Source organism: Variovorax frigidus, assembly GCF_051216515.1.
Lineage (GTDB): Bacteria > Pseudomonadota > Gammaproteobacteria > Burkholderiales > Burkholderiaceae_C > Variovorax.
On sequence record NZ_JBPJZF010000004.1, the window covers coordinates 1 to 12,869 of the forward strand.

Genomic DNA, 12,869 nt, shown 5'->3' on the forward strand with positions numbered 1-12,869 from the left:
TGAGGGAGGTTTCGACGGTGAGATGAGTTCACATGCGGAGCATGTGATGACGAGTCGAATCGTCGGCCCGAAGGCATGCGTTGGGAAGCAACAGCTCTGCCATTGAGCTACACCCGCATGGGTCGGCATGCGACCAGGAAGACGGGCCGCGCATTCCAGATGAACGGCCGGGTGCACATTATGCCGTGCGCGCCATCGCGCTTTTGCGTCTCGAGCCCTTCGCAGATCGCCAAGAAGTACACGCCTCCCGCCGCGCATCTTCAGCAACCCTTCAGCCGGCCTTCAGCCCCTCCACAGCTCCCGTCGATACCTTGGAAGCACGCATCCACCGCGGTGCGCAGCCCCCAATTCCCACCGACGGAGCCCCTCTTGCTGTCAACCAGTCTTCCTTCTCAGTTCAAACAACGCAGGCACCTCCTGCGCGCAGCCACCGCAGTGCCCGCCGCCCTTCTTCTCACCGCTTGCGGCGGCGGTGGCAGCGATCAGCCAGACGCGCTCGCGCCGCCCTCCTCCATCAGGGTGACGGACCGCCGCGTGCCCGTGGCGCCCGGCGTGTCGCTCCATGTGCGCGACTGGCAGTCGGGCCGCCTCGCCGGACCCACCTTCGTGCTGCTGCCGGGCTTCGGTGCCTCGGCGGCGCACTTCAACAGCCTGGCGCCCGCGCTCGCGCAGCGCGGCCGGGCGATCGCCATCAGTTGCCGAGGCTTCGGCCGGTCGGACAAGCCACTGCCCGACGACAGCCATCGCTACGACACCGGCACCCTGGTCGACGATGTGCATGCAGTGCTGCAAGCGTTCGGTGTCGATCGCATCGTGCTCGGCGGCCACTCGATGGCGGGCAACCAGGTCACGCTGTTCGCGGGGCGCTACCCGGAACGCGTGCGCGGCCTGATCTACCTCGACACCAACTTCGACTACACCACCGTCTCGCCCGACGACACCGACGACCCCGCTCTGGCCGAGCCCTCGCCCACCGAGGCCGACACCGCATCGGTGCCCGCGATGATCGCGTTCAGCAAGCGGCTCAACCGCAACTGGTCGGCACCGATGGAAGCCGATCTGGTCGACAAGCTCGAGGTGAAAGCCGACGGCAGCATCGGCTTCAACACGCCCGACGAAGTGGCGGCCGCGATGTACATGGCGGGCCGGCAGTTCTCTCCGGACTACAAGACGGTGCGCGTCCCTGCCCTGGTGCTGACGGCCCTGCCCGGAGACTGGCGCGACCTGTGCCCATGGCTGGCCACCGATGGCGACGTGCAGACGAAGGAAGCCGCGAACGCGTCGGTCCGGCTGTTCAACCGCGTCCGCGCACCCGATGCCGACCGCCTGTTCGCGGCCTTGCCGACCGGCAGCCAGCGCGCGCTGTTCCAGCCCGCCACGCATGTGGGTTTCTTCATCGAACGCGAAGCCGAGGTGCTGCGGCTCGTCGACGGGATGGGCTGGCGCTAGCGGCCGCCTGCTTGGACGGCCGGCTCAGACCGTCAAGGCGAGCACGTTCAAGCGTTCACGCAGGCGCACCACCGCCGCATCGAGCACTGCGCTTTCCGGGACGTGGCGCCGCTGGTATTCGGCCATCAGCTGGGCGGCGACGATATCTGCGCAGGCGGCCAGCCGGGCCACCTCCATCTCGCCCATGCAGAGTCCCTGGTAGCGGATGTAGACCTTGGGAAAGTTGACGCTCAAGGCCTCTGCTGCATCGAACACGCAGGCCGACAGGGAACTCAGGCCTCGGTCCACGTAGCAGGCGACGGGGACAGGCCCGCCGTGTCGTGGCGCGCGGATGCTGTAGCTGTAGGAGCGCTCGTTGCGCTGGACGAACTCGAGAACAGGCTGCATGGGCAACTCTCCTGACGGAGCGACGCGGCAAGGCGGCGTCGGCGGGGGCTGGAGTCTACCGCCCGCAACGCCCATTGCAACGGCTTTGCGAGATCGTCGACGCTATCGCCTCATCCCCGCAGCGGCTCCGGCTCGCCGTCCTCCGTGTGCAGGCCGGACAGCAGCTGTTGTGCCTCGTCGTCGAAACCGCGCATGGGTTGGGCCTTGGCGAGCGCCATCCAGACGGCGAAAGGCATGCGCGGCAGCACGCGATGCACGGCGGGACGGGCCACCACCAGCCGGCCCTGTTCGAGCATCAGCACGCCGCATTCGGCGGGGATCTCGTCGGGCGTGGCGATGGGGCGATCGCGCGCATCGCGGCCCAGCACGTACCAGCACTCGCCGCCCAGGTCGAGGTAGGCGGCGCGCTTGTCGGGCTTGCGCAGGTCGGCCATCAGGTCGGCGCGGCGCACCTTGATCTCGTGGACGATCGGCTGCGCATAGGCCTCGACGCTGGTGTTGCGGATCGAGAAGACGTCGGGCCGCGCGATGCACCAGCGCGCCGCTTCGCCCTCGGTGGCGCCCGGCACGCGGGCGCGCAGGCTCAGGCCGCGCCAGGCGATGCGGCCGTTGCGCGTCATTTCGCGTGCCACCTGCTCGACCAGCGCCTCGTGCGCCGACAAGGCGGCGCGGTTGACCACCAGGCTGTCGGCGATCAGCGCGATGCCGCGGTCGGTGACACGCAGGGTTTCGTGGCCCAGCGCCGAGCGCTGGCGCTCCAGCAGGCCGGCCGCGAGCAGGTCGACCTCGATGGCGTCGCAGCAGGGCCAGCCGGCGGAGCGGTAGACCTCGCGCAGGCGCCGCGCGTGCGTGCGGCCGAGCACGATGTCACCCGGCGGCGGCTCGATCACGGGCGGGGCGCGGCCGGGGTCGGTCGCCGGAGGGGCCGTGGGCGGCGGATCGCCTTCGGGTGGTCTTTGCGGCGGTCCGCCGGGCGGCGGCACGTCGAGGGGCGGTACCGGGTCGACGGGCACGTCGGTGCTCTGGCGGCGCAGGGGGGTCATGGACATGGAACAAGGTTAGCCCCAAGCGCCAGGGCCATCAAGCCCTCGGACCGGCCGCCGACGCACCACGCCCTGTCCACTTCGCATGCACCGGCACTGCCGGATCGGCAACCTGCCGCGACGCGCTTGGCCGCAAGGGACGCTGTCTGCGGCACGCCCGTCGACGGCCCTTCGAATCGACCGCGACCTGGCCCGTAATTTGCGTCAGTGCAATTTGCGTAAATGCAAATCCCTGCGCTGCACCATGCTGGTGTTTACCCGACATGGGCCTCAATTAATTTTCGTATCCGCAAATTCCTCACTAAACTTCGCCGCACCTCGATGACACGGTACGCCCGCCATGAAGCACAGCATCTCTCCGGATCACGCTCCCCGATGAGGACCGCGCCCCACGTCGTGGTCGACGGCGACCTCGTGGGCGGCTTCGACGACAAGCTGCCCGGTTTTTTCTGGGTCGCGGCCCAGGGCGGCTACGGCATCCAGACCTCCGCCGCGATGGGCGAGACCTGTGCAGCGCTGGCCCGCGGCCTGCCGGTACCGGCGCATGCGGCGCGCTTCGGCCTCACCGCCGACAAGCCGTCGCCGGCGCGCCTGCGTGGCGCCGCACCTTCCCCCTGACGTCCCCCCACCAAGTACGACCATGCGTGTCTTCAGCGGATCCCTCGCCACCGAAACCAACACCTTCGGCCCGATGCCGACCAGCCTCGCCTCCTTTCGCGACCGCGGCTACTACCCGGCCGGCCAGCACCCGGAGAAGATGAGCTATTTCGCCGGTCCGCTGTGGGCCGCGCGGCTGCGCGGCAAGGCCCAGGGCTGGACCCTGCTCGAAGGCATGGTGGCGGGCGCACAGCCCAGCGGCACGACCACGCGCCATGCCTACGAGACACTGCGCGACGAACTGCTGGCCGACCTGCGCGCCGCATTGCCGGTCGACATGGTGGTGCTCGGCCTGCACGGCGCGATGGTGGCCGACGGCTACGACGATTGCGAAGGCGACCTGCTGCAGAGCGTGCGTGCCATCGTCGGCCCCGACGTCGTGGTGGGCGCCGAGCTCGACCCGCACTGCCACCTCACGCCGCAGATGGTCGCAGAGGCCGACCTGCTGATCGCGTTCAAGGAATACCCGCACACCGACGTGCTGGAACGGGGCATCGAGCTGGTCGACCTGTGCGCCGCGATGGTGGCGAAGAAGATCCGGCCGGTCGCTGCGGTGGTCGACTGCGAGATGATTGTCACCATCCACACCTCGCGCGAACCGGCGCGGGGATTCGTCGACCGGCTGCAAGCGCTCGAAGGCCGCGACGGCGTGCTGTCGATCTCGGTCGCGCACGGCTTCTCGTGGGGCGACGTGTCCGAGATGGGCACCAAGCTGCTGGTCTACACCGACGGCGACGCCGCCAAGGCCGAAGCACTGGCGCGTCGGTTGGCCGATGAACTGATCGGCATGCGCGATGCGCTCACGGTGCACTATCCCGACATCGACGCGTCGCTCGACGCGGCATTGGCCTTCGACGGCGGCCCGGTGGTGCTCGCCGACGGTGCCGACAACCCTGGCGGCGGCGCGGCCGGCGACAGCACCTTCATCCTGCGACGCATGGTCGAACGCGGCATTCGCAACGCGGCCATCGGCCCCCTGTGGGACCCGATCGCGGTGCGCATCGCGTTCGATGCCGGCGAAGGCGCGCAGCTCGCGATGCGCATCGGAGGCAAGATCGGCCCGCGCTCGGGCGAGCCGATCGACCTGTTGTGCACCGTCAAGGCGCTGCACGCCGCCATGGTCATGACCGGGCTGGCCAATACGCCGATGGCCCTGGGCGACTGCGCACTGCTGGAGGCCGAAGGCATCGAGATCGTGCTGATCACGCTGCGCAACCAGGCCATGGGCAGCGATGTGTTCACGCAGCTCGGCTGCGAACTCGCAGCCAAGAAGATCGTCGTGGTGAAGTCCTCCCAGCACTTCTACGCCTCCTTCTCGAAAGTCGCCCGGCATGTGATCTACGCCGGTGCGCCCGGCGCCGTGACGCTCGACCTCACGACCCTGCCTTACCGCAAGGCACGCCGGCCCAAGTGGCCGCTGGATGCCGCTGCGGGCAAGGCAGCCTGACCCCTCACCTTTCGCCACCCTCCGGAGAACCTCAGATGAAACGACGCATGCTCGCCGCCCTCGCCCTGGGCACCCTCGCCATCGCGAGCGCCAGCCTCCCCGTGCTGGCGCAGACCAAGACGCTCAAGGTCGTGGCCCATGCCGACCTGAAGATCCTGGACCCGACCTTCACCACCGCCTACATCTCGCGCAACTTCGGCTACATGGTCTACGACACCTTGTTCGCGCAGGATGCGACCGGCAAGCCGCAGCCGCAGATGGTCGAGAAGTACACGACGTCCAAGGACGGCAAGCAGTGGAGCTTCACGCTGCGGCCGGGCCTCAAGTTCTCCGACGGCAATGCCGTCACCTCGGCCGACGCGGTCGCTTCGCTGCAGCGCTGGGGGGCGCGCGACAGCCTGGGCCGCGCCATGGGCAACGTCGGCGCCGAGTGGAAGGTGGTCGATGCGCGCAACTTCACGCTGACGCTCAACGAGCCCTTCGGCATGGTGCTCGACGCGCTGGCCAAGCCCTCGGGCTTTCCGCCGGTGGTGCTGCCGGAGCGGCTCGCCAAGATGTCGGCGACCTCGCCGCTGCCCGAGGTGCTCGGCTCCGGCCCCTTCATCTTCAAGCGCGACGAATGGGTGCCCGGCAGCAAGGCGGTGTTCGTGCGCAACCCCAACTACGTGGCACGCACCGAACCGGCCAGCGGCCTGGCGGGCAGCAAGAAGAGCAGCTTCGAACGCGTCGAGTGGCTCTACCTGCCCGACGCTAACAGTGCGATCTCGGCACTCAAGCGCGGCGAGGTCGACTTCATCGAACAGCTGCCGCCGGACTACATCGCGCCGCTGCGCGCCGACAGCAACCTGAAAGTCGGTGCCTTCGGCACCTACCAGGGCTTCCTGGTGATGAACCAGCTGCACCCGCCCTTCAACAACCCGAAGGCGCGCCAGGCGATGCAGATGGCGACCAGCCAGGACAAGTTCACCGCCGCCATGGGCTACCCGCTCGACATGCGGGTGACCTACTGCGCCACCTTCTTCATCTGCGGCAGCCCGAACGAGACCTCGGCCGGTGCCGAGCCCTTCCGCAAGCCCGACATCGCCAAGGCCAAGCAGCTGCTGGCCGAGTCCGGCTACAAGGGCGAGAAGGTGGTGCTGCTGGTGCCGAGCGACGTGACCTACCTCAACGCCGAGGCATTGATGGCCGCGCAGACGATGCGCAGCATCGGCATGAACGTCGACCTGCAGAACATGGACTGGGCCTCCATCGGCGCGCGCCGCGCCAAGCGCGATGCGCCGGAGGCCGGCGGCTGGAGCATGTACGTCACGGTGGCCGGGGAGTTCGACGTGAACTCCCCGATCGCCAACGCCTACCTGGGCGCGGCCTGCGGCGGCAGCCTGCCCGGCTGGCCGTGCGACAAGCCGCTCGACGAGCTGCGCACCGCCTGGATCAAGGAAACCGTGCCGGCCCGGCGCAAGGAACTGCTCGACGCGTTCCAGACGCGCGCTTACGAAGCGGTGCCCTACGTGAACGCCGGCCAGTACTCGGCCGCCTTCGCGGCGCGCGCCAACCTGAAGGGCATCGACCGCCTGTGGGCCGGCATGCCCATGGTCTGGGTGCTCGACAAGTAGACATCGGCAGAGGCACGCAACGACATGGGCTACTTCCTGCGACGACTGGCGGCAACACTTCCCGTGATGGCGGTGGTGGCCGTCGTGGTCTTCCTGCTGATCCACCTCTCGCCCGGCGACCCGGCGGCGCTGATCGCGGGCGACCTCGCCACCGGCGAGGACATCGACAAGCTGCGCGCCGCGCTCGGCCTCGACAAGCCGCTGTGGCAGCAGTTCATGCTGTGGCTGGGCCGCCTCGCGACCGGCGACCTGGGCACCTCGATCTTCACGCAGGTGCCGGTCTCGCAACTGCTGGCACAGCGGCTGGAGCCGACGGCCTCGATCGCCGCGCTGACCATGCTGCTCACGCTGCTGGTGGCCGTGCCGCTGGGCACGCTGGCGGCCTACCGCGCCGGCAGCTGGATCGACCGGCTGGTGATGCTGTTCGCGGTGCTGGCCTTCTCGCTGCCGGTGTTTCTGGTGGGGTACCTGCTGGTCTACGCCTTCGCGATCCAGTTGCCCTGGTTTCCGGTGCAAGGCTATTCGCGCTTTGCCGACGGACCCGGGGAATGGCTGCGCGGCCTGGTGCTGCCCTGCGTCAACCTGGCGCTGGTCTACATCGCACTGGTGACGCGCATGACGCGCGCCACCGTGCTCGAAGTGCTGCACGAGGACTACATCCGCACCGCGCGCGCCAAGGGCCTGGGCGTACTGCCTGTGCTGGGCCACGCGCTGCGCAATGCGGCGATTCCGATCGCCACCACCATCGGCGTGGGCATCGCACTGCTGATCGGCGGCGTGGTCGTGACCGAGACCGTGTTCGCGATCCCCGGCGTCGGCCGGCTGGTGATCGACTCGGTGCAGCGTCACGACTATCCCGTCATCCAGAGCGTGTTGCTGATCTCGGCCGGCGTGTACGTGCTGATCAATCTGCTGATCGACCTGAGCTACCGACTGTTCGACCCTCGCATCCAGTACTGACCATGTCCGCCTTGCCCACCACTCCACCGGCGGCCGCAGCGCCGGACGACGCCCCCTTCGTGCTCCCACGCTTCCGGTGGGCGCGCAAATACCCCACGTTGATCCTCGGGGCACTGCTGCTGCTGGCCGTGGCGGCGCTGTCGATCGCCGCGCCCTGGATCGCTACGCACGATCCGCAGGACATGGACGTGCTCGCACGCATGCAGCCACCCTCGGCCGAGCACTGGTTCGGCACCGACGCGCTGGGCCGCGACGTGTTCAGCCGCGCCGTCTGGGGCGGCCGCGTGTCGATGATCGTCGGCCTGTCGGTCGGCGTGCTGGCCACCGTGCTCGGCGTGCTGCTCGGCCTCGTGGCCGGCTTCGTGCGCTGGGCCGACGCCTTCATCATGCGGGTGATGGACGGCCTGATGGCGATCCCCGGCATCCTGCTGGCCATCGCGCTGATGGCGGTGACACAGGCCAGTCTGACGACCGTGATCGCCGCCATCACCGTGCCCGAGATCCCGCGCGTGGTGCGGCTGGTGCGCTCGCTCGCCCTCACGCTGCGCGAGCAGCTCTACGTGGAAGCGGCGCATGCGGTCGGCACCCGGTTGCCGACCATCCTGGCGCGTCACGTGCTGCCCAACATGGTGGCGCCGCTGATCGTGCAGGCCACCTTCGTCGCAGCCGCTGCGGTGCTGACCGAGGCCGCGTTGTCCTTTCTCGGCGTGGGCGTTCCGGCGCAGACACCGAGCTGGGGCAACATGATGGCCGAGGGCCGCAACTTCGTGGCCGTGGCCTTCCACATCATCCTGTACCCCGGCATCCTGCTGGCACTGACGGTGCTGGCCATCAACCTGCTGGGCGACGGCCTGCGCGATGCGCTCGACCCGCGCCTCGCCCGACAGCTCTGACGCCAGGAGTCCCACGATGACAACGATGAACACGATGTCCCGCGTTGCACTGGCCGTCGGCGAGCCGCTGCTCGAGGTCGACGACCTGCGCACCCACTTCGACACCCTCACCGGCCCCGCGCGTTCGGTCGACGGCGTTTCCTACACCGTGCGCGCCGGCCAGACGCTCGGCGTGGTCGGCGAATCCGGCTGCGGCAAGAGCGTGACGGCGCTCTCGATCCTGCGCCTGCTGCCCACGCCCCCCGCACGCATCAGCGGTGCGGTGCGGCTGCGCGGCACCGACCTGCTGCAACTGGGCGAACGCGAGATGCGCAAGATCCGCGGCAACCGCATCTCGATGATCTTCCAGGAGCCAATGACTTCGCTCAATCCGGTGCTCACCATCGGCCGGCAGATCGCCGAGACGGTCCAGGTGCACCAGGGCGCGAGCCGCAGCGAAGCCCTGAAGCGCGCGGTCGAGATGCTGCGCGTGGTGCAGATCCCCGAGCCCGAGCGGCGCGTCAACGAGTATCCGCACCAGCTCTCCGGCGGCATGCGGCAGCGCGTGATGATCGCGCTGGCATTGGCCTGCAACCCGGAGGTGCTGATCGCCGACGAACCCACCACGGCGCTCGACGTGACGATCCAGGCACAGATTCTCGAGCTGATCCGTCGGCTGCAGAAGGAGCTCGGCATGGGCGTGGTCATGATCACCCACGACCTGGGCGTGGTGGCTGAGAGCTGCGACCGCGTGGTGGTGATGTATGCCGGACGCAAGGTCGAGGAAGCCGACGTGATCGATCTGTTCGACCGCCCGCTGCACCCCTACACCCGCGCGCTCATGGCTTCGATGCCCTCGATGAACACGCACAGCGCGCGACTGACCGAGATCCCCGGGCTGGTGCCATCGCCCCAGGCCGCGCGCAAGGGTTGCGCGTTCGCGGCACGCTGCTCGCACGCCGATGCACGCTGCCACAGTCATGTTCCGCAACTCACGGCCCAGGGAGACGACCACGTGGTGGCCTGCTTCGCGGTCGAGGAAGGCCGTATCGCATCGGCAGAGGTCACCACCGCATGAGCGCTTCCCATCCGGCCGCTGCGCCACTCCTCAAGGTCACACAGCTCAAGAAGCATTACGTCACGCCGAAGCGCTGGCTGGCACCCCAGAAGCCGCCGATCCAGGCGGTGGACGGCGTGTCCTTCACCGTTGCGCGCGGCGAAACGCTGTCGCTGGTCGGCGAATCGGGCTGCGGAAAAACCACCACCGCCAAGTCGGTGATGCGCTTGATCGAACCCACCTCGGGTTCGGTGGAACTCGACGGCGAGGAGCTGCTGACGCTCGGTGCCGAGCAGATGCGGCTGCGTCGCCGCGACGTGCAGATCATCTTCCAGGACCCGTACGCCTCGCTGAGCCCGCGCCTGCTGGCCGGCGAGATCGTGGCCGAGCCGCTGAAGAACTTCGGCATGAAATCGGCCTCCGAGCGGCGCGAGCGCGTGCAGTGGCTGTTCAGCAAGGTCGGCCTGCGCCCCGAGGCCGCAAGGAAATACCCGCACGAGTTCTCCGGCGGGCAGCGGCAGCGCCTGGGCATCGCGCGTGCGTTGGCGCTCAATCCCAAGCTCATCGTCTGCGACGAACCGGTGTCGGCGCTCGATGTCTCGGTGCAGGCGCAGGTCGTCAATCTGCTGATGGACCTGCAGGCCGAACTCGGCATCGCCTACCTCTTCGTCGCGCACGATCTGGCTGTGGTGCGCCACATCAGCCATCGGGTGGCCGTGATGTACCTCGGCCATATCGTCGAGGTGGCCGACCGCGACACGCTGTTCTCGGCGCCGCGCCATCCGTACACCGAGATCCTGCTGTCGGCGGTGCCGGTGCCCAACCCGCGCACACCGGCCCGGCGGATGCTGCTGCAGGGCGACCCGCCGAGCCCCGCGAATCCGCCGAGCGGCTGTCGTTTTCACACGCGCTGCCCGCTGGCGCAGGACCTCTGCAAGACGCAGGCGCCACCGCTGGCGGACCGGCCCTCCGAATCGGCCGGCGGCCACCAGGTCGCCTGTCATTTCCGCTGACTCCACGCTCGAAGGAAACACCATGTCCCGCACTCCCACCCACTACGACCTGATGATCCGCGGCGGCACCGTGATCGATGGCAGCAAGGCACCGCGCTTCGACGCCGACATCGGCGTGATCGCGGGGCGCATCGCCGCCATCGGCAAGCTCGCCGGCCACACGGCCGACCGCATCCTCGACGCCACCGGCCGCATCGTCGCGCCCGGCTTCATCGACTCGCACACGCACGACGATCAGGCCGTGCTGTCGCAGCCCGGCATGCCTTTCAAGCTCTCGCAGGGCGTGACCACGGTGGTGGCAGGCAACTGTGGCATCAGCGCCGCGCCGCTGCGCGTGGACATGGACCTGCCGATGCCGCTGAGCCTGCTCGAAACGCCGGCGGAAGGCCGCTTCACGACTTTCGCGGCGTACCTCGATGCGCTGCGCGCCACGCCTTCGTCGGTGAACGTGGCCGCGATGGTGGGCCACTCGACCTTGCGCGCGGTGGTGATGTCCGACCTCGACCGGCCTGCGACCGACAGCGAAATCGCCGCCATGCAGGCGCTGGTCGAAGAAGCCATGCAGGCCGGCGCGATCGGCCTGTCGACCGGCACCTTCTATCCACCGGCCGTGAAGGCGACGACCGAGGAAATCATCGAGGTCGGCCGCCCGCTCACTTCGCGCAAGGCGCTCTACGTGACGCACATGCGCGACGAAGGCGACCGCGTGATGGAGTCGCTGGAAGAAACCTTCCAGATCGGCCGCGCGCTCGACATCCCGGTGGTGGTATCGCACCACAAGGTGCAGAACACGCAGAACTTCGGCAAGACCAAGGTCACGCTGCCCTTCATCAAGGAGGCGATGAAGCATCAGTGCATCGGGCTCGACTGCTACCCCTATACCGCCGGCTCGACCATGATCCGCACCGACCGGGGAATGATGGAGGGCCGCGTGCTGATCGCATCGAGCGTGCCGCACCCCGAGTGCGCGGGGCGCGACCTGAAGGACATCGCGGCCGAATGGGGCGTGTCGGGCGAAGAGGCGGCACAACGGCTGCAGCCGGGCAGCGCGATCTATTTCATGATGGACGAGGACGACGTGCAGCGCGTTCTGGCCTTCGACGACACCATGATCGGCTCCGACGGCATTCCGGTCGGCGACAAGCCGCATCCGCGGCTGTGGGGCACCTTCCCGCGCGTGCTGGGCCACTACAGCCGCGACGTCGGCCTGTTCCCGCTGGAGACGGCGGTGTGGAAGATGACGGGCCTGACGGCGCGCAACTTCGGCCTGCACGAGCGCGGCGCGCTGAAGCCCGGCTACCACGCCGACATCGTGATCTTCGACGCCGCCACCGTGCGCGACGCGGCAAATTACGAAACGCCGACGCAACCGGCCGAAGGCATCGATGCGGTGATCGTGAACGGCGTCGTCACCTGGCAGCACGGTGCGCACAGCGGCGCACGCAACGGGCAGGTCATCACGCGCCAGGACAAGGAGACCGCATGACCATCGAACGCTTCCCCACGCCCCTGCCTGTCCCCTTCTCGAAGGCCGTGCGCGCGGGCGGCTTCCTGTTTCTGTCGGGCGTGCTGGCGATGGACGCGCAGGCCCGCATCGTCGAGGGCGGCATCCAGGTCCAGACCCGGGTCGTGCTGGAGCGCATCGCGCAGGTGCTCGGCGAATGCGGCGCCACGATGGGCGACGTGGTGCGCGCCACCATCTGGCTGGCCGACCTGGAGGATTTCGCCGCCTTCAACGAGGAGTACGCGAAACACTTCGCGGGCGCCCTGCCCTCGCGCTCGACGGTGGAGGCCAAGCTCTACCAGGGCGCGCGTGTGGAGATCGAGGTTCAGGCCTGGGTGGGATAGCGGCGCAGCATGTCGTGCCGCGCGTACGGCGGGCATGGCGAGAGCGTCGATAGCACGAGAGAGAAGTGGCCCGCGGTCCAATGCACGGGCGGCGGGCACGGCGGCGGAACGGCGCCCTTGGCATGGCGTGCCAGCGTGACATGCGGCGTCCAGTGGCCGTCGACCGGCAAGCCCAGGCGAAGCAGCGGCACCATCAGGCGCTGGCGCAGATCGCGCAAGGCGGCGTTCTCTTCCGCCAGCAGCACCGCCACCGACCACAGTGCCGGCGTGCGAAGCAGCAGCGGAATGGGCGTCATCGGAATCTCGGCCAGGGCGTGCTGCAACGCGTCCACGCGCGCCGAATGGACCAGGCCCAGAAAATGAAGCGTCAGGTGGAGGTGCTCGGCCTCGAGCAGGCGCACGCCCGCCGGCCATCGCCACAGCCGCTGATGTGCCTGGAGGGCGGTCCGCGCCTCGCCCTCCGGCCGCAGGCCGATGAAAAGCCGCAGGGCCGTTTCGGGCAGGGGTGCGTGTCGCATGGCAT

At 68.7% G+C, this 12,869-nt stretch carries 12 protein-coding genes and 1 pseudogene; 10 read left to right on the top strand and 3 right to left on the bottom strand.

Going from position 1 to position 12,869, the window contains the following annotated elements; genetic code table 11:
* Positions 1-519 precede the first annotated feature (519 nt).
* On the top strand, positions 520-1,449 hold the full coding sequence (locus ACSFBC_RS12440; protein ID WP_435510652.1) for an alpha/beta fold hydrolase: 930 nt from the start codon (positions 520-522) through the stop codon (positions 1,447-1,449).
* Positions 1,450-1,473: 24 nt separating this feature from the next.
* On the opposite strand, the gene ACSFBC_RS12445 is transcribed toward ACSFBC_RS12440, so the two are convergent.
* Positions 1,474-1,836 carry a hypothetical protein gene (locus tag ACSFBC_RS12445; RefSeq protein ID WP_435510653.1) on the bottom strand — a complete coding sequence of 121 codons (363 nt, stop codon included), beginning with the start codon at positions 1,834-1,836 and terminating at the stop codon, positions 1,474-1,476.
* A 110-nt stretch (positions 1,837-1,946) separates the two neighbouring features.
* On the bottom strand, positions 1,947-2,885 hold the full coding sequence (locus ACSFBC_RS12450; RefSeq protein ID WP_435510654.1) for a hypothetical protein: 939 nt from the start codon (positions 2,883-2,885) through the stop codon (positions 1,947-1,949).
* A 360-nt stretch (positions 2,886-3,245) separates the two neighbouring features.
* Between ACSFBC_RS12450 and ACSFBC_RS12455 the strand changes: the two are divergent.
* The 9 genes and pseudogenes from ACSFBC_RS12455 to ACSFBC_RS12495 form a co-directional block, all read left to right on the top strand.
* Positions 3,246-3,497 (top strand): annotated as a pseudogene (locus tag ACSFBC_RS12455) (FAD-dependent oxidoreductase); the annotation flags it as partial.
* A gap of 22 nt (positions 3,498-3,519) precedes the next feature.
* Positions 3,520-4,983, top strand: coding sequence for a M81 family metallopeptidase (locus ACSFBC_RS12460; RefSeq protein ID WP_435510655.1), 1,464 nt, complete (start codon positions 3,520-3,522; stop codon positions 4,981-4,983).
* A gap of 35 nt (positions 4,984-5,018) precedes the next feature.
* Entirely contained in the window at positions 5,019-6,596 is a 1,578-nt protein-coding gene (locus tag ACSFBC_RS12465; protein WP_435510656.1) for an ABC transporter substrate-binding protein, read from the top strand.
* A gap of 24 nt (positions 6,597-6,620) precedes the next feature.
* Positions 6,621-7,556, top strand: coding sequence for an ABC transporter permease (locus ACSFBC_RS12470; protein ID WP_435510657.1), 936 nt, complete (start codon positions 6,621-6,623; stop codon positions 7,554-7,556).
* Between the two features lie 2 nt (positions 7,557-7,558).
* Positions 7,559-8,449: an ABC transporter permease gene (locus ACSFBC_RS12475; RefSeq protein WP_435510658.1), complete on the top strand. Its 891-nt coding sequence runs from the start codon at positions 7,559-7,561 to the stop codon at positions 8,447-8,449.
* A gap of 25 nt (positions 8,450-8,474) precedes the next feature.
* Positions 8,475-9,506, top strand: a complete 1,032-nt coding sequence (locus tag ACSFBC_RS12480; protein ID WP_435511161.1) for an ABC transporter ATP-binding protein — start codon at positions 8,475-8,477, stop codon at positions 9,504-9,506.
* A complete protein-coding gene (locus ACSFBC_RS12485; protein ID WP_435510659.1) occupies positions 9,503-10,498 on the top strand; it encodes an ABC transporter ATP-binding protein in 996 nt (331 codons plus the stop codon). Before ACSFBC_RS12480 ends, ACSFBC_RS12485 begins: the two co-directional genes overlap by 4 nt.
* 22 nt (positions 10,499-10,520) lie before the next feature.
* Entirely contained in the window at positions 10,521-11,984 is a 1,464-nt protein-coding gene (locus ACSFBC_RS12490) for an N-acyl-D-amino-acid deacylase family protein (protein ID WP_435510660.1), read from the top strand.
* Positions 11,981-12,346, top strand: coding sequence for a RidA family protein (locus ACSFBC_RS12495; RefSeq protein ID WP_435510661.1), 366 nt, complete (start codon positions 11,981-11,983; stop codon positions 12,344-12,346). Before ACSFBC_RS12490 ends, ACSFBC_RS12495 begins: the two co-directional genes overlap by 4 nt.
* Here ACSFBC_RS12495 and ACSFBC_RS12500 read toward each other — a convergent pair.
* The gene (locus tag ACSFBC_RS12500; RefSeq protein ID WP_435510662.1) at positions 12,328-12,864 is read right to left on the bottom strand and encodes a 2'-5' RNA ligase family protein; all 537 of its coding nucleotides are present in this window, start codon (positions 12,862-12,864) and stop codon (positions 12,328-12,330) included. The two genes, ACSFBC_RS12495 and ACSFBC_RS12500, sit on opposite strands and share 19 nt — an antisense overlap.
* Positions 12,865-12,869 lie beyond the last annotated feature (5 nt).